20 protein-coding genes are annotated in these 22,395 nt (G+C 62.3%); 18 read left to right on the top strand and 2 right to left on the bottom strand.

What is annotated here, in order from left to right; all coding sequences use genetic code 11:
- Positions 1-113 precede the first annotated feature (113 nt).
- From J3P92_RS17855 to J3P92_RS17800, 12 genes are all read left to right on the top strand, one after another.
- Positions 114-2,360: a DNA internalization-related competence protein ComEC/Rec2 gene (locus J3P92_RS17855; protein ID WP_434711742.1), complete on the top strand. Its 2,247-nt coding sequence runs from the start codon at positions 114-116 to the stop codon at positions 2,358-2,360.
- A 96-nt stretch (positions 2,361-2,456) separates the two neighbouring features.
- On the top strand, positions 2,457-3,092 hold the full coding sequence (locus J3P92_RS17850) for a MotA/TolQ/ExbB proton channel family protein (protein ID WP_420766996.1): 636 nt from the start codon (positions 2,457-2,459) through the stop codon (positions 3,090-3,092).
- Complete coding sequence (locus J3P92_RS17845) at positions 3,089-3,517, top strand: ExbD/TolR family protein (RefSeq protein ID WP_434648561.1); 429 nt, start codon at positions 3,089-3,091, stop codon at positions 3,515-3,517. The genes J3P92_RS17850 and J3P92_RS17845 overlap by 4 nt, the downstream gene beginning before the upstream one ends.
- A complete protein-coding gene (lpxK, locus tag J3P92_RS17840; protein ID WP_434607131.1) occupies positions 3,517-4,527 on the top strand; it encodes a tetraacyldisaccharide 4'-kinase in 1,011 nt (336 codons plus the stop codon). Before J3P92_RS17845 ends, lpxK begins: the two co-directional genes overlap by 1 nt.
- 22 nt (positions 4,528-4,549) lie before the next feature.
- Positions 4,550-4,735, top strand: coding sequence for a Trm112 family protein (locus J3P92_RS17835; protein ID WP_003179363.1), 186 nt, complete (start codon positions 4,550-4,552; stop codon positions 4,733-4,735).
- Positions 4,732-5,496: a 3-deoxy-manno-octulosonate cytidylyltransferase gene (gene kdsB / locus J3P92_RS17830; RefSeq protein WP_420766893.1), complete on the top strand. Its 765-nt coding sequence runs from the start codon at positions 4,732-4,734 to the stop codon at positions 5,494-5,496. The genes J3P92_RS17835 and kdsB overlap by 4 nt, the downstream gene beginning before the upstream one ends.
- The gene (locus tag J3P92_RS17825; RefSeq protein WP_434648558.1) at positions 5,496-5,960 is read left to right on the top strand and encodes a low molecular weight protein-tyrosine-phosphatase; all 465 of its coding nucleotides are present in this window, start codon (positions 5,496-5,498) and stop codon (positions 5,958-5,960) included. Before kdsB ends, J3P92_RS17825 begins: the two co-directional genes overlap by 1 nt.
- Positions 5,957-6,976 (top strand): UDP-N-acetylmuramate dehydrogenase, encoded by a 1,020-nt coding sequence (murB, locus tag J3P92_RS17820; RefSeq protein WP_434560030.1) that lies wholly within the window; start codon positions 5,957-5,959, stop codon positions 6,974-6,976. The genes J3P92_RS17825 and murB overlap by 4 nt, the downstream gene beginning before the upstream one ends.
- 267 nt (positions 6,977-7,243) lie before the next feature.
- Entirely contained in the window at positions 7,244-7,714 is a 471-nt protein-coding gene (locus tag J3P92_RS17815; protein WP_420766995.1) for a (2Fe-2S)-binding protein, read from the top strand.
- A complete protein-coding gene (locus tag J3P92_RS17810; protein ID WP_434648556.1) occupies positions 7,711-10,026 on the top strand; it encodes a molybdopterin cofactor-binding domain-containing protein in 2,316 nt (771 codons plus the stop codon). The genes J3P92_RS17815 and J3P92_RS17810 overlap by 4 nt, the downstream gene beginning before the upstream one ends.
- A complete protein-coding gene (locus J3P92_RS17805) occupies positions 10,026-10,997 on the top strand; it encodes an XdhC family protein (protein WP_434648553.1) in 972 nt (323 codons plus the stop codon). Before J3P92_RS17810 ends, J3P92_RS17805 begins: the two co-directional genes overlap by 1 nt.
- 20 nt (positions 10,998-11,017) lie before the next feature.
- The gene (locus tag J3P92_RS17800) at positions 11,018-11,608 is read left to right on the top strand and encodes a nucleotidyltransferase family protein (RefSeq protein WP_434648552.1); all 591 of its coding nucleotides are present in this window, start codon (positions 11,018-11,020) and stop codon (positions 11,606-11,608) included.
- 1,732 nt (positions 11,609-13,340) lie between these two features.
- On the opposite strand, the gene rne is transcribed toward J3P92_RS17800, so the two are convergent.
- Positions 13,341-16,532, bottom strand: coding sequence for a ribonuclease E (gene rne / locus J3P92_RS17795; protein ID WP_434648549.1), 3,192 nt, complete (start codon positions 16,530-16,532; stop codon positions 13,341-13,343).
- 699 nt (positions 16,533-17,231) lie between these two features.
- Between rne and rluC the strand changes: the two genes are divergently transcribed.
- Genes rluC through J3P92_RS17780 form a run of 3 tightly spaced genes read left to right on the top strand, consistent with a single transcriptional unit; the run spans position 17,232 to position 19,850 of the window.
- Positions 17,232-18,188, top strand: coding sequence for a 23S rRNA pseudouridine(955/2504/2580) synthase RluC (rluC, locus tag J3P92_RS17790; protein WP_434607114.1), 957 nt, complete (start codon positions 17,232-17,234; stop codon positions 18,186-18,188).
- A complete protein-coding gene (locus tag J3P92_RS17785; RefSeq protein WP_420767180.1) occupies positions 18,178-18,840 on the top strand; it encodes an HAD-IA family hydrolase in 663 nt (220 codons plus the stop codon). Before rluC ends, J3P92_RS17785 begins: the two co-directional genes overlap by 11 nt.
- A gap of 20 nt (positions 18,841-18,860) precedes the next feature.
- The gene (locus tag J3P92_RS17780) at positions 18,861-19,850 is read left to right on the top strand and encodes a S49 family peptidase (protein ID WP_434560018.1); all 990 of its coding nucleotides are present in this window, start codon (positions 18,861-18,863) and stop codon (positions 19,848-19,850) included.
- A 42-nt stretch (positions 19,851-19,892) separates the two neighbouring features.
- Here J3P92_RS17780 and J3P92_RS17775 read toward each other — a convergent pair whose 3' ends face one another.
- On the bottom strand, positions 19,893-20,471 hold the full coding sequence (locus J3P92_RS17775; RefSeq protein ID WP_420767182.1) for a Maf family protein: 579 nt from the start codon (positions 20,469-20,471) through the stop codon (positions 19,893-19,895).
- A gap of 105 nt (positions 20,472-20,576) precedes the next feature.
- On the opposite strand from J3P92_RS17775, the gene J3P92_RS17770 reads away from it, so the two are divergent.
- From J3P92_RS17770 to plsX, 3 genes are read left to right on the top strand one after another with little or no spacing between them, the layout of a single operon-like run.
- Positions 20,577-21,104, top strand: a complete 528-nt coding sequence (locus tag J3P92_RS17770) for a YceD family protein (RefSeq protein WP_003204262.1) — start codon at positions 20,577-20,579, stop codon at positions 21,102-21,104.
- Positions 21,105-21,117: 13 nt separating this feature from the next.
- Positions 21,118-21,300, top strand: a complete 183-nt coding sequence (rpmF, locus tag J3P92_RS17765; RefSeq protein WP_003179396.1) for a 50S ribosomal protein L32 — start codon at positions 21,118-21,120, stop codon at positions 21,298-21,300.
- A gap of 4 nt (positions 21,301-21,304) precedes the next feature.
- Positions 21,305-22,315, top strand: a complete 1,011-nt coding sequence (gene plsX / locus J3P92_RS17760; RefSeq protein ID WP_420767183.1) for a phosphate acyltransferase PlsX — start codon at positions 21,305-21,307, stop codon at positions 22,313-22,315.
- Positions 22,316-22,395: the final 80 nt, after the last annotated feature.

The raw sequence follows: 22,395 nt of genomic DNA, 5'->3' as shown, positions 1-22,395 counted from the left end.
CGCAAGTATGTCCGGATTCTACGACTGACAGATTCAGACTTTGTGACAATTGATAACGCGCAGGGTGCCATTGAGCGTCTAAGCCTGGAGAGGGAACTCTCAAGGATGGGCTTATGCGCACGTCAATGGTCGCGCTTGCACTGGGGCTGCTGGCCCCGATTTTTCTACCGGCCTTGCCGCCGTCCTGGTTGATTGCAGCCATGACTGTGGCGGCGTTGTTGGTGTTGCCGACCCGTACGTACTGGGCAGGCTTGTTCTTCATCGGGCTGGCCTGGGCCTGTTTTTGCGCACAGCTCGCATTGGACGATCGGTTGTCCGTCGCGCTGGAGGGTGAGACTCGCTGGGTCGAGGGGCGGGTCGTCGGTTTGCCGCAACAGGGTGATGGCGTCGTGCGTTTCGAGCTCGCCGATGCGCATTCCCGGCGTACGCGTTTGCCGGCGTCGATGCGCCTGGCCTGGTATGGCGGGCCGCTGGTCAGTAGTGGAGAGACGTGGCGCCTGGCGGTGAAACTCAAGCGACCCGCGGGGTTGCTCAATCCCCATGGCTTCGACTATGAGGCCTGGCTGTTGAGCAGGGGGATCGGTGCGACCGGCACCGTCAAGGATGGTTCGCTGCTACAACCGGCCAAGGGCGCCTGGCGCGATGGGGTGCGCCAGGCACTGGCAAAGGTCGATGCCCAGGGCCGTTCCGGTGCGCTGCTGGCGTTGATCCTCGGCGACGGCGCCGGGTTGAGCCGCGAAGAATGGCGGGTGCTGCAAGACACCGGCACCGTCCATCTGCTGGTGATTTCCGGGCAGCATATTGGCCTGCTTGCCGGCCTGGTCTATCTGCTGGTGGCGGGGGCGGCGCGTTATGGCGTCTGGCCGGCGCGTTTGCCGTGGTTGCCCTGGGCGTGCGCCCTGGCATTTGCCGCGGCTCTGGGGTACGGCCTGCTCGCCGGGTTCGATGTGCCGGTGCGACGGGCCTGCGCAATGATTGGCCTGGTGCTGTTGTGGCGCTTGCGTTTCCGCCAGGCTCAACCCTGGTGGGCCTGGATGGCGGCGTTCGTCGGGGTGCTGGTGCTGGATCCGCTGGCCAGCCTGCGGCCAGGCTTCTGGTTGTCGTTCGCTGCGGTGGCGATATTGATGTTCACTGTTGGCGGTCGCCTGGGGCCGTGGCGCTGGTGGCAGACGTGGACCCGCGCCCAGTGGTTCATTGCCCTGGGGCTGTGCCCGCTGTTATTGATCCTGGGACTGCCGGTCAGCCTCAGCGGTCCTTTGATCAACCTGCTGGCGGTACCCTGGATCAGCCTGTTGGTGTTGCCCTCGGCACTGCTTGGCACGGCGTTGCTGCCGATCCCCTTCGTCGGTGAAAGCCTGCTCTGGATCGCCGGCGGGCTGCTCGATCTGCTGTTCAATGGGCTCGGCTTGGCTGCCGGGCAGGTGCCGGCCTGGGTGCCTCTCGCCATACCGCTGTGGGTGTGGTGCATTGCGGCGACCGGTGCTCTGCTGTTGTTGCTGCCCGAGGGCGTGCCCCTACGCCTCCTCGGATGGCCGATGTTGTTGCTGATGGTTTTTCCTCCCAGGGACGAAGTGCCTCCGGGCCAAGCGGAAGTCTGGCAATTGGACGTCGGCCAGGGGTTGGCGATCCTGGTGCGCACCCATCGGCATACCTTGTTCTACGACGCAGGGCCGCGCTTTGGCGAGGCGGATTCAGGCGAGCGCGTGGTCGTGCCGACCTTGCACAAGCTTGGTGTGGAAAAAATCGACCTTCTGTTGCTTAGCCACGCCGATGCCGATCACGCCGGCGGAGCCCAGGCCGTGCGCAACCGATTGCCAACGACTCGGGTCATCAGCGGTGATCCGCAAGCGCTGCCCGGGGATTTGCAGGCAGGTTCATGCGATAGCGGCGAGAGCTGGGCATGGGACGGGGTCAGGTTCGAGCTCTGGCGCTGGGATTCAGCTGTCGAAAGCAATCAGAAATCCTGTGTCTTAGTGGTCATGGCGGGCGAGGAGCGACTGCTGTTGACCGGCGACATCGATACCCACGCCGAGCGCGCCTTGCTCGAAGGTCCCTTGGCGGAACCGATCCAATGGCTGGCGGCACCGCACCATGGCAGCCGCAGCTCATCGTCGATGGCGCTGCTGGCGCGGCTCAAACCTCATTCGGTGTTGATATCCAGGGGGCGGAGCAACGCGTTCGGCCATCCGCACCCCTGGGTGATCGAGCGATACAGGAGGTTGGGCCTGTCGATTTTCGACAGCGCCGAGCAGGGCGCCATTCGTCTGCAACTGGGCGCCTTCGCGCCGGCGCGCACCCAGGCAGGTGTTCGGCGTTACTGGCGTGACCGGCTGGCCGCGGGGGCTTGGACAGAACATTGACCCAGCTCGTCAGTCATGGTCGTGTTGTCGGCGGCACGGGTCTGCACCGCGCGTCTGTATGATAAAGTGGCGCACTTTTTCGAGGGGGCAGTCACTGTGTGGGAATTGGTCAAATCCGGCGGCTGGATGATGTTGCCGATCATTCTGAGTTCCATCGCGGCATTGGGAATCGTTGCCGAACGCCTGTGGACCCTGCGGGTCAGCCGCGTGACCCCGGAGCATCTGCTCGGGCAGGTCTGGGTCTGGATCAAGGACAAGCAGCTGAACAAGGACAAGCTCAAGGAGTTGCGTGCCAGTTCGCCGCTGGGCGAAATCCTTGCGGCGGGCCTGGCGAACTCCAAGCATGGCCGCGAGATCATGAAGGAGTGCATCGAAGAGGCGGCTGCCCGGGTCATCCATGAGCTGGAGCGCTACCTCAATGCCTTGGGAACCATTGCCGCCATGGCCCCGTTGCTGGGATTGCTGGGCACGGTGCTGGGCATGATCGATATTTTCAGTGCATTTACCGGGACCGGCATGACAACCAATGCATCGGTGCTGGCCGGTGGCATTTCCAAGGCGTTGATCACCACCGCAGCCGGTTTGATGGTGGGAATCCCCTCGGTATTTTTCCATCGTTTCCTGCAACGTCGCGTCGATGAGTTGGTGGTGGGCATGGAGCAGGAAGCTATCAAGTTGGTCGAGGTGGTGCAGGGCGACCGGGATGTGGACCTGGCCGGGGGCAAGAAGTGAAATTCCGCCGCAAACCACGGGAAACCATCGAGATCAATCTCGCGTCGCTGATCGACGTGGTATTCATCCTGCTGCTGTTTTTCGTCGTGACCACCACGTTTACCCGGGAGACCCAGCTCAAGGTCGAATTGCCGCAGGCCGTCAGTGGCTCGCCGGCCGAAGACCAGCAACTGAAGAACCTGGAGGTCACCATCAGCGCCGAAGGGACGTTCTCGGTCAACAACAATCTGTTGCCCAAAAGTGACCTGGCGAGCCTGATCGAGGCCCTGCAGAGGGAGTCCGGCGGCGATACCAGCCTGCCGCTCTCCATCAGCGCCGACGGAAAGACGCCTCATCAATCGGTCATCACCGCCATGGACGCCGCCGGCAAGCTCGGCTTCAGCCATCTGCGCATGACCACCGTCGAGGCGGCGCCCGCACCCTGATGGCCATGTCCGATCGATTGCTTGCCGCCTGGTATGAAGGGCACCCCGCCCTCGCGCTACTGCGGCCACTTGAATGGCTGTACCGACGCGTCGTGGTCGGCAAACGCGAGCGTTTCCTGGCAGGCGAGGGTGAGGTTTACCAGCCGCCCGTGCCGCTGATCGTGGTTGGTAATATCACCGTTGGCGGCACTGGCAAGACGCCGCTGATTCTGTGGATGATCGAACATTGCCGGCGCAGTGGCCTGCGGGTCGGCGTAGTCAGCCGGGGCTACGGCGCCAAGCCGCCGCAATTGCCCTGGCGGGTCGCGGCGGACCAGGGCGCCGACATCGCGGGCGACGAGCCGCTGCTGATCGTCCAGCGCACCGGCGTGCCATTGATGATCGATCCCGATCGCAGCCGCGCTGTCCGGGCTTTGTTGGAAAGCGAGCCGCTGGATCTGATCCTGTCCGACGATGGCATGCAGCATTATCGCCTGGCGCGGGACCTTGAACTGGTATTGATCGACAATGCCCGGGGCCTGGGCAACCGGCGTTGCCTGCCTGCCGGTCCGCTGCGCGAGCCGGTCGAGCGCCTGCAATCGGTCGACGCCGTACTGTTCAACGGCGCCAGCGCTGATCGCGAGGACGGCTTCGCCTTCCAGCTCCAACCCACCCTGCTGGTCAACCTGGCCAGCGGCGAACGGCGCTCCCTCGATCATTTTCCACCCGGCCAGGCCCTGCACGCCGTGGCCGGCATCGGCAATCCGCAGCGTTTCTTCACGACCCTTGAAACGCTACACTGGCGGCCAATACCGCACGGGTTTGCCGATCATGCCGAATACAGTGCCCAGGCGTTGAATTTTACGCCGTCCCTGCCGGTGGTCATGACGGAAAAGGACGCGGTCAAGTGCCGTGCCTTCGCCGCGCCCGACTGGTGGTACCTGGCGGTGGACGCAGCACCTTCGCCGGCCTTCGCGGCCTGGTTCGATACGCAGCTGATGCGCCTGTTGCCGGATCGGCTCTTGCCTTAAACGTTTTTCCAGGGGATTTTTCATGGACACCAAACTGCTCGATATCCTGGCTTGCCCGGTCTGCAAAGGCCCGCTCAAGCTCAGCGCCGACAAGACCGAGCTGATCAGCAAGGGCGCCGGCCTGGCCTATCCGATTCGCGACGGCATCCCGGTGATGCTCGAGAGCGAAGCCCGCACCCTGACCACCGATGAGCGCCTGGATAAATGACCACAGCCTTTACCGTCGTCATTCCGTCGCGCTTCGCCTCGACGCGCCTGCCTGGCAAGCCGTTGTTGTTGATCGCCGGCAAGCCGATGATCCAGCATGTCTGGGAACAGGCCAGCAAGAGCAGCGCCCAACGCGTAGTGGTCGCGACGGACGATGCGCGCATCGTTGAGGCGTGCGAGGGCTTTGGCGCCGAGGTGGTGATGACGCGCGAGGACCACAACTCTGGTACTGATCGCCTGGCGGAAGTGGCCGCGAAGCTCGGGCTGGCGCCCGATGCCATCGTCGTCAACGTGCAGGGCGACGAGCCATTGATACCGCCAAGTGTCATCGACCAGGTGGCCGCGAACCTGGCGGCCCATCCCGAGGCGCGCATGGCCACCCTGGCCGAGCCGATCGAGGACGTGCCGACGCTGTTCAACCCCAATGTGGTCAAGGTGGTCAGCGACCTCAACGGCCTCGCGCTCACTTTCAGTCGCGCCACCTTGCCCTGGGCCCGGGAGGCCTTCGCGCAGAGCCGCGACGTGCTGCCCGACGGTGTGCCGTACCGCCGCCATATCGGCATCTATGCCTACCGCGCCGGTTTCCTCCAGGACTTCGTCGCCTGGGGGCCGTGCTGGCTGGAAAATACTGAGGCCCTGGAGCAACTGCGCGCATTGTGGCATGGCGTGCGGATCCACGTCGCCGATGCCTTGATCGCGCCTCCGACCGGGGTGGATACCCCCGAAGACCTTGAGCGCGTTCGTCGCCTGCTGGAGGCTTGATGCGGGTTCTGTTCGTCTGTCTTGGCAATATCTGCCGGTCGCCCACAGCCGAAGGTATTTTGCGCCACAAATTGCGCGAAGCCGGGCTGCAAGAGCAGGTGGAAGTCGCTTCCGCCGGCACCGGCGACTGGCATGTCGGTAAAGCGCCGGACAAACGCAGCATGGCCGCGGCCCTGCGTCGCGGCTACGATTTATCGGCCCAGCGAGCCCGGCAGGTGACCCGCGCCGATTTCGCCACCTATGACCTGATCCTGGCGATGGACAGCAGCAACCTGCGCAACCTCAAGGTGTTGCAACCGGCCGATGCCCGAGCAGAGCTGGACCTTTTCCTGCGTCGCTACGAAGCCGAACTCGATGAGGTGCCTGACCCTTACTACGACGGTGAGCAAGGTTTCGAGCAGGTGCTGGATCTGATCGAGCGCGCCACGGATCGTCTGGTGATCGAATTGAAGGGGCGGTTATGACCTTGCAAGTCCAGACGGGCGTCAGCCTCAAGCCGTACAACAGCTTCGGTGTGGATGTCGGCGCCCGGCTGTTCGCCGAAGCCCACAGCGATACGGATGTTCGGGAAGCCTTGGCCTATGCCGCCGGCCACGACGTGCCGCTGCTGGTCATTGGCGGCGGCAGCAACCTGTTGCTGACCGGCGACATCAACGCGCTCGTGTTACGCATGGCCAGCCGGGGGATTCGCTTGCTCGTCGATGACGGCGAGCGGGTGGTGATCGAGGCCGAGGCCGGGGAGCCGTGGCATCCGTTTGTCCAGCACACGCTGGCGCAAGGTTGGTCGGGCCTGGAAAATCTCAGCCTGATTCCCGGTACGGTGGGGGCTGCGCCGATGCAGAACATCGGTGCCTACGGTGTGGAAATAAAGGATGTTTTCGCCGGCCTCACCGCGTTGGATCGCTACACCGGCGAGCTGCGCGATTTCACCGTCGACGAATGCGCCTTCGCCTACCGCGACAGCCTGTTCAAGCAGCAGCCGGACCGCTGGTTGATCCTGCGGGTGCGCTTTGCCCTCAGCCGTATCGCGCATTTGCACCTGGAATACGGCCCGGTGCGCCAGCGCTTGACCGAACAAGGCATCGACCAGGCGACGCCTGCCGATGTCAGCCGGGCGATCTGCAGCATCCGCAGCGAGAAACTCCCAGACCCCGCCGTACTCGGCAACGCCGGGAGTTTTTTCAAGAATCCATTGGTGCCGGCCGCTCACGTGGCGCATCTCAAGGCGCAATACCCCGACCTGGTGGCTTATCCACAGGCTGGCGGGCAGATGAAAATCGCCGCCGGCTGGCTGATCGAGCGGGCCGGTTGGAAAGGGTTCCGCGAAGGCGACGCCGGAGTGCATAAGTTGCAGGCGCTGGTGTTGGTCAACTATGGCAATGCCACGGGGCTGGAGCTGCTGGATCTGGCTCGACGGATTCAGAAAGACATCGCCGAGCGTTTCCAGGTCGAGCTGGAAATGGAACCTAATCGGTATTGATAGCCCTCGCAATCGCGTCAGGAAAAACGCCCTGCATCGCCCGCACAATGTGATTTGTGCAGGATTGTGCAGGGCGTTTTGCGTGTTCCTGGGTTAATTTAACTGGCTGATGATGCGAGCATTCGCGTCCCAAGGCCCGGTGCAGACGCTTGCTTGCGTATGCGCAACGAAGAGCCCGATTAGCCTGAGCCAATCTGCGATACCGAACCGATAACCCAACGGCAGATGGCTCGACCCTCATAACTCGATAACGATGCGGGCGTGCCCATGATTACCCTGAAACTCAATGGAAAAGATCACTCACTGGATGTGACCGAGGACATGCCTCTGCTATGGGCGATCCGAGACGTGGCCGGCTATAACGGCACCAAGTTCGGCTGCGGCATGGGCCTGTGCGGCGCCTGCACCATCCACATCGACGGCGCCCCGGCGCGCAGTTGCATCACGCCGATCGGCTCAGTGAAAGGCCAGAACATCAGCACCATCGACGCGCTTCACGTCGATCCGGTCGGGCAGGTCGTGCAGAAGGCCTGGCTGGATACCGCCGTCGCCCAATGCGGCTATTGCCAGGGCGGGCAAATCATGTCCGCCACCGCATTGCTCAAGACCAACCCCAACCCCAGCGACGAGCAGATCGAAGAAGCCATGGCTGGCAACATCTGCCGCTGCGGTACGTATAACCGGATCAAGACCGCGATCCGCCAGGCTTCCACTCACTTGAAGGAGGCCAAGGCATGAGCCGCTTGCCCGCTGATTTCGCGCTGAGCAACCTCAGCCGTCGTGGATTTCTCAAGGGCGCCAGCGCCACCGGCGTGCTGGTCCTGGCCGCCACTTGGGGCCTGCCGGATGCCTTTGCCGAAGAGAAGAAGTTCGGCGCCGAGGGAATGCCCCATGGCGCGGTCGATGATCCGAAGGTGTACGTCAGTATCGCCGCCGACGGCAGCGTGACAGTGATCTGCAACCGTTCGGAAATGGGCCAGGGCGTGCGTACCAGCCTGAGCATGGTAGTGGCCGACGAACTGGATGCCGACTGGGCACTCGTCAAGGTCCAGCAGGCGCCGGCGGACGAGGCGCGTTTCGGCAACCAGGACACCGACGGTTCACGCAGCATGCGTCACTGGTACGAGCCGATGCGTCGTTGCGGTGCCGCGGCCCGGACCATGCTCGAACTCGCCGCCGCTGCGCAGTGGAAGGTGCCGGCGCAAGAATGCCGTGCACAGCTGCACAAAGTGGTGCATGAACCTTCAGGGCGCGAGTTGGGTTATGGCGAGCTGGCTGCCGCCGCCAGTGCCTTGCCGGTACCGGCTCGCGACAGCCTACGCCTCAAGCAGCCCTCGGAGTTCCGCTACATCGGCAAGCAAGCGAGCCGCGCCATCGATGGCGCAGACATCGTCAACGGTCGTGCGGTCTTTGGCGCCGATGTGCATTTCGACGGAATGCTCTACGCCGTCGTGGCCCGTCCGCCGGTCTATGGCGGCAAGGTCAAGTCCGTGGATAGCAGCGCAGCGCTGAAAGTACCTGGTGTGGTGAAAGTGCTGCAGATCGAAGGGCGCCCGTTGCCTTCCGAGTTCCAACCCCTGGGCGGCGTCGCCGTGGTGGCGAAGAACACTTGGGCGGCGATCAAGGGCCGCGATGCACTGAAGATCCAGTGGGACGATGGCCCGAACGCTGGTTATGACTCCATTGCCTACCGCGGGGAATTGGAAGCGGCCGCCCTCAAGCCCGGAAAAGTCCTGCGCAGCACCGGCGATCTCGACGGTGCGCTGACCCAGGCTGATTCAACTCTTGACGCGTCGTATTACCTGCCGCACCTGTCCCAGTCGCCCATGGAACCGATGGTGGCCGTCGCCCGGTTCAAGGACGGTCAATGCGAGGCCTGGGCACCCAGCCAGGCACCGCAGGTGACCCGTGAACGCGTGGCCGAGCGCCTGGGCATTCCTTTCGAAAAGGTCACGGTGAACATCACGCTGCTGGGCGGCGGTTTCGGACGCAAGTCGAAACCCGACTTCGTCGTCGAAGCGGCTGTCCTCGCCAAGGAATTTCCCGGCCAGGCCGTACGGGTGCAATGGACCCGCGAGGACGATATCCATCACTCGTATTTCCATACGGTATCGGCTGAATACCTGAAGGCCGGCCTGGACAAGAACGGCATGCCCTCCGCTTGGCTGCACCGCACCGTGGCCCCGACCATCACCGCGCTGTTCGCGCCCGGCATGACCCATGAAGCACCATTCGAAGTGGGCATGGGCGTGACGAACATGGCCTACGCCATTCCCAACATGCGCCTGGAAAACCCCGAGGCGGTGGCCCATACCCGGGTTGGCTGGTATCGCTCGGTCTCGAACATTCCCCATGGCTTCGCGATCCAGAGTTTCATCGACGAACTGGCCCACAAGGCCGGCCAGGATCCGCTGAAATACCACCTCAAGTTGCTGGGCCCGGACCGCAAGATCGATCCGAATTCCCTGAATGACGGTTGGAACTACGGCGAATCCCCCGAGCGTTATCCCATCGACACGGCGCGGATCCGTACCGTGCTGGAAACCGCCGCGAAGGCCGCCGGTTGGGGACGTGAGCTACCCAAGGGGCGGGGATTGGGATTGGCGGTGCACTACAGCTTCGTCACTTATGTGGCAGCGGCGATCGAAGTCGAGGTCAAGGACGACGGCACGGTGATCGTGCACAAGGCGGACATCGCCGTGGACTGCGGCCCGCAGATCAACCCTGAGCGCATCCGCTCGCAGTTCGAAGGCGCCTGCGTCATGGGGCTGGGCAATGCGATGGTCGGCGAGATCAGCTTCAAGGATGGCAAGGTGCAGCAGGACAATTTCCATATGTACGAAGTGGCGCGAATGTCCCTGGCGCCCAAGGAAGTGGCGGTGCATCTGATCACTCCGCCGGGCGAGGTGCCGTTGGGCGGTGTTGGCGAACCGGGCGTGCCGCCCATTGCGCCGGCCTTGTGCAACGCGATCTTCGCTGCCACTGGCAAGCGTATCCGCAATCTGCCCGTGCGTTATCAGCTGCAAGGCTGGCAACAGGCCAAAGCCTGATGGACAGCGTTGACCTGAACGTATTGCGCAGCGTCCTGGAATGGCGCCGCGCTGGGCAGCGGGTAGTGTTGTTCACCGTGGTTCAGACCTGGGGCACCGCGCCCAGACCTCCGGGGGCCATGTTGGCCCTGCGCGAGGACGGCGTGGTGATCGGTTCGGTATCGGGCGGTTGTGTCGAGGATGACCTGATCGCCCGGCTGCACGACGGCCGTATTCCCGAGGACGGTCCGCCGGTGCAACTCATCACCTACGGCGTCACACGCGAGGAGGCGGCGCGCTTCGGCCTGCCGTGTGGCGGTACGTTGCGCCTGACCGAAGAGCGGGTCGGCGATCCTGCCTGGGTCGCCGAATTGCTTGAGCGATGCGAGGCCCATGAAATCGTCGCCCGGGAGCTGACGATCGCCAGTGGCAATGTGACTCTGGCGCCGGCGAGCAAAACCGACGCCCTGGTGTTCGACGGGCAGCTGCTGCGAGCCATTTATGGCCCACGTTGGCGCTTGCTGCTGATCGGCGCTGGGCAACTGTCCCGTTACGTGGCGGAAATGGCCCGATTGCTGGATTTCGAGGTGCTGATCTGCGATCCGCGCAAGGAGTTTGTCTACGGTTGGGAAGAACAGCATGGCCGCTTCGTTACCGGCATGCCCGACGAAGCGGTACTGGACATCCAGACCGACGAACGCACGGCGATCGTGGCCCTGACCCATGATCCGCGCCTGGACGACATGGCACTGCTCACCGCCCTGGATTCCAAGGCCTTTTACGTCGGCGCCCTGGGCTCGCGGGTCAACAGCCAGAAGCGCCGAGATAACCTGGCTCAGCTAGGCTTGTCCGCAGAGGCGATCGGACGCTTGCATGGACCAATCGGCCTGCACATTGGCAGCCACACGCCGGCGGAGATCGCTTTGTCGCTGTTGGCTGAAATCGTGGCCATCAAAAATGGCGTGGAACTGCGGCAGAAAAAAACGTTGTAGGCCGTGGACGAGGAGGGCGTATGGAAAAGTCGATTGGCGTGATCATCCTGGCGGCGGGATCGGGCAGTCGCTTTCGTCAGGTAGCCGGCGCGGACAAGGATAAGTTGCTGGCCGACTGCACGGGGCGTGACGGCGCCGTCAGATCGGTAATCGAGCATGTGTTGGTCAACCTGCCGGCATCCTTGGAACGGCGCGTTCTGGTGGTGAACAACGACCGGCCGCAAGCCATTCGCATGGCCCAGGCCTATGGCTGCGATATCGTGGAACTGAACTCCCCCGGCCTGGGGGATAGCATTGCCGCGGGTGTCCAGGCCTGCCCGGATGCCGATGGCTGGCTGATTATGCTGGGCGATATGCCTTTCATCCTGTCGTCGAGCATCGAGCAAGTGGCCGCGGTAATTAGCGAGGAGGGCATCAGCGTGCCGGTCCTCACCGGTGAGTACGGACACCCGGTGGGATTTGGTCGTGGGTTCGGGCCGAAACTGATGGCACTGACCGGGGATTTTGGTGCCAAGGCGCTGTTTATCGGAGCGCAAGTGCTTGAGGTTCCGGTGGACGACCCTGGCGTAACCTGGGATGTCGATGTGCCAGAGGCGCTGGCCTTCAAATAAACCGTCGATGATGGACCATGACCGGTATCGGCTGCACATCCCGTGTGGGAGCTTTAGTGGATATAAATCCTGCGCCTGGCCCGAATCCCCTGTGGGAGCGAGCCTGCTCGCGATAGCGGTCTGGCATTCACCATGGTTGCAGGCTGAGCCGGCGCCATCGCGAGCAGGCTCGCTCCCACACTGGATCTTCAATGGATATAAATCCTGAAGCTGGCCCGAATCCCCTGTGGGAGCGAGCCTGCTCGCGATAGCGGTCTGGCATTCACCATGGTTGCAAGCTGAGCCGGCGCCATCGCGAGCAAGCTCGCTCCCACATTGGATCCTCAGTGGATATAAATCCTAAAGCCGGCCCGAATCCCCTGTGGGAGCGAGCCTGCTCGCGATAGCGGTCTGGCATCCACCATGGGTGCAAGCTGAGCCGGCGCCATCGCGAGCAGGCTCGCTCCCACATTAGATCTTCAGTGGGTATAAATCCTGAAGCCGGCCCGAATCCCCTGTGGGGAGCGAGCCTGCTCGCGATAGCGGTCTGGCATTCACCATGGTTGCAAGCTGAGCCGGCGCCATCGCGAGCAAGCTCGCTCCCACATTGGATCTTCAGTGGATATAAATCCTAAAGCCGGCCCGAATCCCCTGTGGGAGCGAGCTTGCTCGCGATAGCGGTCTAGCATTCCCCACGGGTGCAAGCTGAGCCGGCGCCATCGCGAGCAGGCTCGCTCCCACATTGGATCTTCAGTGGATATAAATCCTAAAGCCGGCCCGAATCCCCTGTGGGAGCGAGCTTGCTCGCGATAGCGGTCTAGCATTCCCCACGGGTGCAAGCTGAGCCGGCGCCATCGCGAGCAGGCTCGCTCCCACATTGGATCTTCAGTGGATATAAATCCTGAGGCCGGCCCGAATCCCCTGTGGGAGCGAGCCTGCTCGCGATAGCGGTCTGGCATTCACCATGGTTGCAAGCTGAGCTGGCGCCATCGCGAGCAGGCTCGCTCCCGCATTGGATCTTCAGTGGATATAAATCCTGTGCCTGGCTCGAATCCCCTGTGGGAGCGAGCCTGCTCGCGATAGCGGTCTAGCATTCACCATGGTTGCAAGCTGAGCCGCCGCCATCGCGAGCAGGCTCGCTCCCACATTGGATCTTCAGTGGATATAAATCCTGAAGCCGGCCCGAATCCCCTGTGGGAGCGAGCCTGCTCACGATAGCGGTCTAGCATTCACGATGGTTGCAAGCTGAGCCGGCGCCATCGCGAGCAAGCTCGCTCCCACATTGGATCTTCAGTGGATATGAATCCTGAGGCCGGCCCGAATCCCCTGTGGGAGCGAGCCTGCTCGCGATAGCGGTCTGGCATTCACCATGGTTGCAAGCTGAGCCGGCGCCATCGCGAGCAGGCTCGCTCCCGCATTGGATCTTCAGTGGATATAAATCCTGAAGCCGGCCCGAATCCCCTGTGGGAGCGAGCCTGCTCGCGATAGCGGTCTCGCATTCACCCTGGTTGCAAGCTGAGCCGGCGCCATCGCGAGCAGGCTCGCTCCCACATTGGATCTTCAGTGGATATAAGTCCTGAAGCCGGCCCGAATCCCCTGTGGGAGCGAGCTTGCTCGCGATAGCGGTCTGGCATTCACCCTGGTTGCAAGCTGAGCCGGCGCCATCGCGAGCAAGGATGTGTTTGTATATCTGCGTGCATGAAAAAGCCCCGCCTGGCATCACCAGGCGGGGCTTTTTTACTGGGCGGTGGGATTAAGCGTGAGGTTTAGGCTCGTGCTCTTTTTCCAGCGCTTCAGTGTGACGCGGTGCGACTTCTTCAGCGGTGTGCTGAGGTTCGTCAAACGTCGGAGCCGGTTCAACCGGGGTTTCGGCGACCGGGGCAGGAGCTGCCTCGGCGACTTCTTCCACGGCCGGAGCGGGCTCGGCAGCAGGGGCTTGGGCGGCGGCAGCGGCAGCTTGTTCGGCTTCCTTCTGCAGACGCTCGGCTTCACGCTTGCGGCGACGCACTTCGCGCGGATCGTTTGGAGCGCGACCGTTCGGAGTCAAGGCGCTGACAGGGGCAGGCTCTTCAACCGGGGCCGGTGCTTCGACAACCACGGGCGCTTCGACCACTGGAGCAGGTTCGACCACTTCTGGCTCGGCCGCTTTCACGGGCTCTGGCGTCGGCTCAGGCTCGACAACGGCGGCCGTTGCGGCTGGCTCCGCGGTCCAGTTGAACGCAGTCTGCTCTTCGCGGGCAGGCTCTGGCGCCTTTTCCTCGATCGGTGCTTCGACAACCGGCTCGGCAGCAACAACGGGTGCTTCGACGATCGGCGCAGGCTCGGCGGCGACTTCAACTTCAGGCTGGGCTTCGGATGCCGGTGCGAGTTCCACTTCAGGTGAAGCGGTAGCTTCCACCGGGGCAGAGGATTCGACCACAGGCGCTTCAACCGGCGCGTTTTCCACCGCAGCGGTGGCACGTTCAGCCTGCTCGTTTGCCTGGGCTTCGGCCGGGGCGCTGATCGCGCTGCTGGCAACTGCCGCAGTGACCGCCAGGCCAGCGGCCAGGTCAGCAGCGCTTGGCGTTTCGGCGTTCTCGGTGGATTCGGATTCTTCCGAACCTTCGATCACGTTGCCATTGGCGTCGCGCTGACGCTCACGACGGTTGCTGCGACGACGCTGGCCACGGGAGCGGCGGCGTGGACGATCGCCTTCGGCGGTGTCCTGGCCGTCTTCCTGCAACTGCTCTTCGGTGTTCAGCACTTCTTCTTCGCTGGCAGCGGCGGCTGCCTGCTCGGCGCGTGGCTGGCGTTCCTCGCGTGGAGGACGCGGTGCGCGCTCTTCACGAGGCTGGCGAGCCGGACGCTCTTCAGCGACGGCGGCGGCAACGGCCGGGGTCGCATCCAATGGCTCTCGCAGTTCGCGAACGCGTTCTTCACGCTCGCCGCGAGGCTTGCGGTCTTCACGCGGCGCACGCGGTTGGCGTTCTTCACGCGGCGGACGCGGTGCGCGCTCTTCGCGGGCTACGGCCGGCGCTTCCTCACGGGCTTCGCGAGGTTGGCGCTCTTCACGCGGCTCACGTGGCGCACGCTCTTCACGCGGGGCACGTTCTTCGCGCGGCTTGCGCTCTTCGTCGCGACGACCGTTGCGGTTGCGGGTCTGCTGGCGACCGTTGCGGCGTTCTTCGTTGCGGGCCGGACGCTCGGAAGCGGCGGGCTTGGCGACGACGGTTGGGGCAGCCGGCTCTTCCTTGGTGGCGAACAGGCTGACCAGCGACTTCACCAGGCCTTTGAACAGGCTCGGTTCCGGGGCGGCGGCCGGGGCGGCAACCGGAGCGGTCACTTCGGTCGGAACCGGAGCGTTGGCGCGGGCCGGAGCGGTCTTGACCGCTGCCTCCTGGCGAACCAGGGTGCGAGTGGCGGCGGCCGGCTGGATGTCTTCCACTTCGGCAGCGGCAGCGGCGATTTCATAGCTGGACTGGTTGGTGTGGGCTTCCGGGCTGTCATCACGCAGGCGCTGCACTTCGAAGTGCGGCGTCTCGAGATGATCGTTCGGCAGGATCACGATGCGGGCGCGGGTGCGCAGTTCGATCTTGGTGATCGAGTTGCGTTTTTCGTTGAGCAGGAACGCAGCGACCGGGATCGGCACCTGGGCGCGAACTTCGGCGGTGCGGTCCTTCAGGGCTTCTTCTTCGATCAGGCGCAGGATCGCCAGGGACAGCGATTCGACGTCACGAATGATGCCGGTGCCGCTGCAGCGTGGGCAAACGATGCCGCTGCTTTCGCCCAGGGATGGACGCAGGCGCTGACGGGACATTTCCAGCAGGCCGAAGCGCGAGATACGGCCGACCTGTACGCGGGCGCGATCGGCTTCCAGGCATTCACGGACTTTTTCTTCCACGGCGCGCTGGTTCTTGGCCGGGGTCATGTCGATGAAGTCGATGACGATCAGGCCGCCGATGTCGCGCAGGCGCAACTGACGGGCGATTTCCTCGGCGGCTTCAAGGTTGGTCTGCAGGGCTGTCTCTTCGATGTCGCTGCCTTTGGTGGCGCGCGCCGAGTTGATGTCGATGGACACCAGGGCTTCGGTCGGATCGATGACGATGGAACCGCCGGACGGCAGCTCGACGACGCGCTGGAAGGCGGTCTCGATCTGGCTTTCGATCTGGAAGCGGTTGAACAGCGGAACGCTGTCTTCGTAGAGCTTGATTTTGCTGGCGTACTGCGGCATCACCTGGCGAATGAAGGTCAGGGCTTCGTCCTGGGCTTCGACGCTGTCGATCAATACTTCGCCGATGTCCTGGCGCAGGTAATCGCGGATGGCGCGGATGATCACGTTGCTTTCCTGGTAGATCAGGAACGGCGCGGAGCGATCCAGCGATGCTTCTTTGATGGCGGTCCACAGTTGCAGCAGGTAGTCGAGGTCCCACTGCATTTCTTCGCTGCTGCGGCCCAGGCCGGCAGTGCGCACGATCAGACCCATGTCGGCGGGGGCTACCAGGCCGTTGAGGGCTTCACGCAGTTCGTTGCGCTCTTCGCCCTCGATGCGGCGGGAGATGCCGCCGGCGCGTGGGTTGTTCGGCATCAGGACCAGGTAACGGCCAGCGAGGCTGATGAAGGTGGTCAGGGCGGCGCCCTTGTTGCCACGCTCTTCTTTTTCAACCTGGACGATGACTTCCTGGCCTTCGCTCAGCACGTCCTTGATGTTGACGCGGCCTTCAGGGGCTTTCTTGAAGTATTCGCGGGAGATTTCTTTGAGGGGCAGGAAGCCATGGCGCTCGGAGCCGAAATCGACAAAGGCAGCCTCAAGGCTTGGTTCGATGCGAGTAATCCGGCCTTTATAGATATTGGCCTTCTTTTGCTCGCGTGCACCGGATTCGATATCCAGGTCGTAGAGGCGCTGGCCGTCTACCAGTGCAACACGCAACTCTTCGGGTTGAGTTGCGTTAATCAGCATTCTTTTCATGTAGTACCGTCGGTTTCCGGGCTGCCGGAAACGGCGTTCGGCACACACGACTTCTCACGGTCGGTGTCAGGTGCGTCCTGGAAATGGCGGGGCCATTCCAGTGTCCAGCGAGTTCGACCCAATGATGGCGAAGTCGCGACGGACGCGTCCTGCTTGCTGGTACTCAAGCACTCAGTCAGGAGGAGGAATCAACCGGCGCCTGTGGACGAGATGAAGCGTCTAAATATAAGCCTAGTGCTACACAGTCCGACGGTTGTACATCTCCACCCTACACGTATCCCTGATAGTTCGGGTGCTGCCGCGCGCAGAATCCGCAGCGGGTTGGCATTTACCGTGAGCTCCGAAAGGGGAAGTCACGCATCATGGCTAATTTAGGCGTTGTTTCCGAAGCTCTCGCTCGGGGTCGTTCCCGGGTGACTGCACTTTGTGAACTGGCCGTGAATGTGGCGCGCAAGGCGAGTCAGAACTCTGCTTTGCGGCGTATTTCAGGCCTCATGTCACCTGCGCTCGTTGCACCTGCAAACTCTGCCGTTACGTAGCAAGAACCCCGTAGGACGGCCTCTCGTCCTCGTGAATTGCGTTGGTCAGGGCCGGTTTTTGACCGTTAGTCCGCTGTCCAGCCACTTTTGGCGGCGTTCGCGACTATAGCAGCAATGATTAAGTGCTTCAATTCCATAAAAAATTGTTATGATCGCCGCCATGACGACTACTGCCCCTTCGACCCCTGGCGTTCAACTGCTCGAGGTCTCGCCGGAATATGCCGGCCAACGAATCGATAATTTTCTCCTTGCCCGGCTCAAAGGTGTGCCCAAGACCTTGATCTATCGCATTTTGCGCAAAGGCGAAGTGCGGGTGAACAAAGGTCGGATCAAGCCCGAATACAAGCTGCAGGCCGGTGATGTCGTGCGTGTACCACCGGTTCGCGTGCCGGAACGTGACGAGCCGGTGCCTTTGGCCCAGGGCCTGTTGCAACGCCTGGAGGCTGCCATCGTCTTCGAAGACAAGACCCTGATCGTGGTCAACAAGCCTGCGGGTATTGCGGTCCATGGCGGCAGCGGCCTTAATTTCGGTGTGATCGAAGCCTTTCGTCAGTTGCGTCCGGACGCCAAGGAATTGGAGTTGGTCCATCGTCTCGACCGCGACACCTCCGGCCTGCTGATGATCGCAAAGAAGCGCAGCATGCTGCGCCACCTGCACGAGCAATTGCGCGGCGATGGCGTCGACAAGCGCTACATGGCGTTGGTGCGTGGCCGCTGGGAGACCTCTGTCAAGCAGGTCCGCGCCCCGTTGCTCAAGAGTAACCTGCGTTCAGGCGAGCGCATGGTGGAGGTCAACGAGGAAGGCAAGGAAGCGCTGACCGTATTCAAGGTGCTTCGACGCTTCGGCGACTTTGCCACCATGGTCGAGGCCAAGCCGGTCACCGGGCGTACCCACCAGATCCGCGTGCACACCCTGCATGCCGGGCACTGCATCGCCGGCGACAGCAAATACGGCGATGACGATTTCACCAAGGAAATCCGTGACTTGGGCGGCAAGCGCCTGTTTCTCCATGCCTATATGTTGACGGTGCCGTTGCCTGACGGCGGCGAGCTGAAGCTGCAGGCTCCCGTGGATGACATGTGGGCCAAGACCGTGGAGCGGTTGAGTGCATCCTGACTACAAGCTGCTCATATTCGATTGGGATGGCACTCTGGCGAACTCCATCGGTCGGATCGTGGATGCGATGCACGTTGCGTCGGATCGCACGGGGTTTCCCCGGCGGGATGATTTCGCGGTAAAAGGCATCATCGGTCTCGGCTTGCCGGAGGCGATTCGCAGCCTGTACCCGGAAATCGATGATCAAGAGCTGATCGTTTTTCGCCAGCACTACGCCGATCACTACATTGCCCTGGAAGCCGAGCCTTCGCCGCTGTTTGACGGCGTGGTGCAAACCCTCGGGGCCTTGCGGGAGGAGGGGTATCGGCTGGCGGTTGCGACCGGCAAGGCCAGGCGTGGGCTGGATCGGGTATTGAAGGCGCATGGTTGGGAAGATTATTTCGATATCACTCGTGCCGCGGATGAAACGGCGAGCAAGCCACATCCTCTGATGCTTGAACAGATCCTGGCTCATTGCAATGTGTCCGCTGGCCAGGCGCTGATGGTCGGCGACTCATCGTTCGACCTGCAAATGGCCCGTAACGCAGGCATGGGGTCGGTGGCTGTCAGCTATGGCGCGCAGACGATCGAGGCGCTCAAGGCCTTCGAGCCGTGCCTGGCGATCGACCATTTTGCGCAATTGCACGCTTGGTTGAGCCAGCGTGCCGATTAAGTTCTGATGGAGATGCATGCATGACGGATGAATGGAAGGCACCGGCCAAGGCGAGCGCCGAGAGCGGTGACGATAAGAGCTGGAAGCTGCTGGAGAAGACGTTGCTGGCCAGCGTCCAGGAGCAGCGCCGGTCCCGTCGCTGGGGGATTTTCTTCAAGCTGCTGACGTTCATCTATCTCTTTGTCGCGCTAATGCTGTTTACGCCGCTGATGAGCATAGAGAAGGGGGCCGTGAGCGGCTCGGCTTATACGGCGCTGATCGACATCGAAGGCATGATCGCCGACAAGGAACCTGCAAGCGCGGACAATATTGTCGGCAGCCTGCGGGCGGCGTTCGAGGATCCAAAGGTCAAGGGTGTGGTGTTGCGCATCAACAGCCCGGGCGGTAGCCCGGTTCAGTCGGGTTACGTCTATGACGAAATCGTTCGGTTGCGCGGATTGCATCCAGACATCAAGGTCTACGCGGTGATCGCCGATCTCGGTGCGTCCGGGGCCTACTACATCGCCAGTGCGGCGGACCAGATCTACGCCGACAAGGCCAGCCTGGTAGGCTCCATTGGTGTAACGGCGGCCGGCTACGGGTTTGTCGGCACCATGGAGAAGCTGGGCGTGGAGCGGCGGGTCTACACCTCAGGCGAGCATAAATCGTTTCTTGATCCGTTCCAGCCGCAAAAGCCGGAGGAAACCGCATTCTGGCAAGGCGTGCTGGACACCACTCACAAGCAATTCATCGCCAGCGTCAAGAAGGGTCGGGGCGAGCGTTTGAAAGACAAGGAGCATCCGGAGCTTTTTTCCGGGCTGGTCTGGTCTGGCGAGCAGGCTCTGCCGCTGGGCTTGATCGATGGCCTGGGCAGTGCCAGCTCCGTGGCTCGGGATGTAATCGGTCAGAAAGACCTGGTGGATTTCACTATCGAAGAATCGCCGTTCGATCGCTTCTCCAAGAAGTTGGGGGCGAGCATCGCTGAGCACTTGGCGATGTGGATGGGCTTCCAGGGGCCGGCGTTGCGCTAGGCTCTGGCGGGGCCCCTCGCAACAAATGGGTTGTCTAGGGTTTCAGGGAACCTGCACGCCCTCAGCCAGCAACATATCCACAAGGCGAATCAGCGGTAGGCCGATCAGGCTTGTGGCGTCCGGGCCTTCGGTGCTCTGGAACAGGCTTACGCCCAGGCCCTCGGCCTTGAAGCTGCCGGCGCAGTCGTACGGCTGCTCGGCGCGCAGATAGCGCTCTACGCGAGCTTGATCCAATGCCCGCATATTCACGGTGAAGGGTACGCAGTCGACCTGGCATCTGCCGGTCTGGCTGTTAAGCAGGGCCAGGCCGGTCAGGAATGTCACTCTGGCGCCGCTGGCGGCCATCAGTTGCTCGCGGGCATTTTCGAATGTGTGAGGCTTGCCCAGAATGCGGTCGCCGAGCACGGCGACCTGATCCGAGCCGATGATCAGGTGGCCTGGGTGGCTATCGGCGAGTGCCAGGGCTTTCTCCCGGGCCAGGCGCTTTACCAGTTGGGCCGCAGGTTCGTCGGCGTGACGGTTTTCGTCGATGTCCGGCGAACTGCAGACGAATGGCAGCCCCAGGCGGGCCAGCAGTTCCCGGCGGTAAACCGAGCTTGAAGCGAGTAATAAGGGCAGCATGGCTATCTCCGATGGGCAGGGAAGGATTCTAGCCAGGCACGCAAGTGACGGACAGGGCTGAATTTCCTTTGACATGGCCCGGTGCATCCCTATAATGCTGCGCCTATGTTGAATGACCCGATTCCACCTCACGTTGACCCGCGCAAATTGGCTGATCGTGGCACCACCCTCCAAGGTGAACTGCTGCTGGCCGATTTGAAGAGACTCTGCGACCCGCTTTCCGACGATGTCGGTACGGTCCAGGCCAAATTCGTTTTTGAACGAGATGAACGTAAATCTGTGGTAATCCACAGCTTTATCGACACTGAAGTCAAAATGGTTTGCCAGCGTTGTCTTGAGCTGGTCACCCTGCCGATCCACAGCGAATGCAGTTACGCGGTGGTGAAGGAGGGTGCGAATACCCAGTCGTTGCCGAAAGGTTATGACGTGCTGGAACTGGGCGAAGATCCTTTGGATCTGCAGTCACTGATCGAGGAGGAGCTTTTGCTCGCCTTGCCCATTGTGCCTGCTCATCATCCGGAAGAATGCCAGCAGCCGGCGGGAGCAGATGAGCCCGAACCGAGCGAGGACGAGGTAACGCGGTCCAACCCGTTCAGTGTATTGGCGCAGTTAAAGCGTGACCCAAACGTTTAGGAGTTAATCAATTATGGCTGTTCAGCAGAACAAAAAATCCCGCTCTGCCCGTGACATGCGCCGTTCGCACGACGCTCTCGAGGCTAGCACCCTGTCTGTAGAAAAAACCACTGGTGAAGTTCACCTGCGTCACCACGTATCGCCAGAAGGCGTATACCGTGGCCGTAAAGTGATCGACAAGGGCGCTGACGAGTAATCACTTGTCCGCTCAAGTCATCGCGATTGACGCAATGGGCGGGGACTTCGGTCCCCGCAGCATTGTCCAGGCCAGCCTTGCTTGCCTGCGTGCCACGCCCTCGCTGCACCTGACCCTTGTCGGTCAACCCTCCCTTCTAGAAGAACTGCTCGGCGGCCAATCGGCTGCGGATCGCGCGCGCCTGTCGATCATGCCCGCGTCCGAAGTCATCGCCATGGACGAAAAGCCAGCCCAGGCCCTGCGCGGCAAGCCTGACGCGTCGATGCGGGTGGCCTTGGAGTTGTTGCGCGATGGCAAGGTTCAGGCGTGCGTCAGTGCAGGCAATACCGGGGCGCTGATGGCGCTGTCGCGCTACGTGCTCAAAACGTTGCCGGGCATCGATCGTCCGGCAATGGTGGCGGCGATCCCGACCCAGCGCGGGTTCTGCCAATTGCTTGATCTGGGCGCGAACGTCGATTGCAGCGCCGAGCACCTGCTGCAATTCGCCGTGATGGGTTCGGTTGCGGCGCAGACCCTTGGCATTGCGCGTCCTCGCGTGGCGCTGCTGAACATTGGCACCGAAGAGATCAAGGGCAACCAGCAGGTCAAGCTGGCGGCGACTTTGTTACAAAATGCACCGGGCATCAATTACATCGGATTCGTCGAAGGCGATGGCTTGTATCGCGGCGAGGCCGATGTGGTGGTGTGTGACGGCTTCGTTGGCAATATCCTGCTCAAGTCCAGCGAGGGATTGGCCACCATGATCGGGCAACGCATCGAGGCGTTGTTCAAGCAGAGTTTGGCCTCGCGGGTGGTGGGTGCGCTCGCGCTGCCGTTGATGCGTCGGTTGCAGGCGGACCTGGCGCCGGCGCGGCACAACGGTGCAAGTTTCCTGGGGCTGCAAGGTATCGTGATCAAGAGCCATGGTTCGGCCGGGGTGCAGGGGTTCCAAAGCGCCATCAACCGGGCGGTGATCGAGATCCAGGAAAACCTGCCGGAACGCCTTCATGGGCGCCTCGAGGATTTGTTAACTTAGGCGTTTTCGTCCGACAATGCTTAAATGTGACCGGTCGGTTCAAGCCGTCATCCAACTGTCAGTTTCCTAGCGCCCCCAGG

Origin of the sequence: Pseudomonas sp. D3-27 (assembly GCF_051132165.1) — a bacterium.
Taxonomy (GTDB): Bacteria; Pseudomonadota; Gammaproteobacteria; order Pseudomonadales; family Pseudomonadaceae; genus Aquipseudomonas.
The sequence above is the reverse complement of the archived record's forward strand: the minus strand, read 5'-3'. Positions and strand labels throughout refer to the sequence as shown.

Bases quoted from the DNA above. Each gene is read 5' to 3' on its own strand.
- J3P92_RS17855 (WP_434711742.1), top strand. From the start codon at position 114: ATGCGCACGTCAATGGTCGCGCTTGCACTGGGGCTGCTGGCCCCGATT.
- rluC (WP_434607114.1), top strand. From the start codon at position 17,232: ATGACGACTACTGCCCCTTCGACCCCTGGCGTTCAACTGCTCGAGGTC.
- J3P92_RS17775 (WP_420767182.1), bottom strand. From the start codon at position 20,471: ATGCTGCCCTTATTACTCGCTTCAAGCTCGGTTTACCGCCGGGAACTG.
- J3P92_RS17835 (WP_003179363.1), top strand. From the start codon at position 4,550: ATGGACACCAAACTGCTCGATATCCTGGCTTGCCCGGTCTGCAAAGGC.
- rne (WP_434648549.1), bottom strand. From the start codon at position 16,532: ATGAAAAGAATGCTGATTAACGCAACTCAACCCGAAGAGTTGCGTGTT.
- J3P92_RS17800 (WP_434648552.1), top strand. From the start codon at position 11,018: ATGGAAAAGTCGATTGGCGTGATCATCCTGGCGGCGGGATCGGGCAGT.
- kdsB (WP_420766893.1), top strand. From the start codon at position 4,732: ATGACCACAGCCTTTACCGTCGTCATTCCGTCGCGCTTCGCCTCGACG.
- rpmF (WP_003179396.1), top strand. From the start codon at position 21,118: ATGGCTGTTCAGCAGAACAAAAAATCCCGCTCTGCCCGTGACATGCGC.
- J3P92_RS17770 (WP_003204262.1), top strand. From the start codon at position 20,577: ATGTTGAATGACCCGATTCCACCTCACGTTGACCCGCGCAAATTGGCT.
- J3P92_RS17810 (WP_434648556.1), top strand. From the start codon at position 7,711: ATGAGCCGCTTGCCCGCTGATTTCGCGCTGAGCAACCTCAGCCGTCGT.
- J3P92_RS17815 (WP_420766995.1), top strand. From the start codon at position 7,244: ATGATTACCCTGAAACTCAATGGAAAAGATCACTCACTGGATGTGACC.
- J3P92_RS17805 (WP_434648553.1), top strand. From the start codon at position 10,026: ATGGACAGCGTTGACCTGAACGTATTGCGCAGCGTCCTGGAATGGCGC.
- murB (WP_434560030.1), top strand. From the start codon at position 5,957: ATGACCTTGCAAGTCCAGACGGGCGTCAGCCTCAAGCCGTACAACAGC.
- lpxK (WP_434607131.1), top strand. From the start codon at position 3,517: ATGGCCATGTCCGATCGATTGCTTGCCGCCTGGTATGAAGGGCACCCC.
- J3P92_RS17825 (WP_434648558.1), top strand. From the start codon at position 5,496: ATGCGGGTTCTGTTCGTCTGTCTTGGCAATATCTGCCGGTCGCCCACA.
- J3P92_RS17780 (WP_434560018.1), top strand. From the start codon at position 18,861: ATGACGGATGAATGGAAGGCACCGGCCAAGGCGAGCGCCGAGAGCGGT.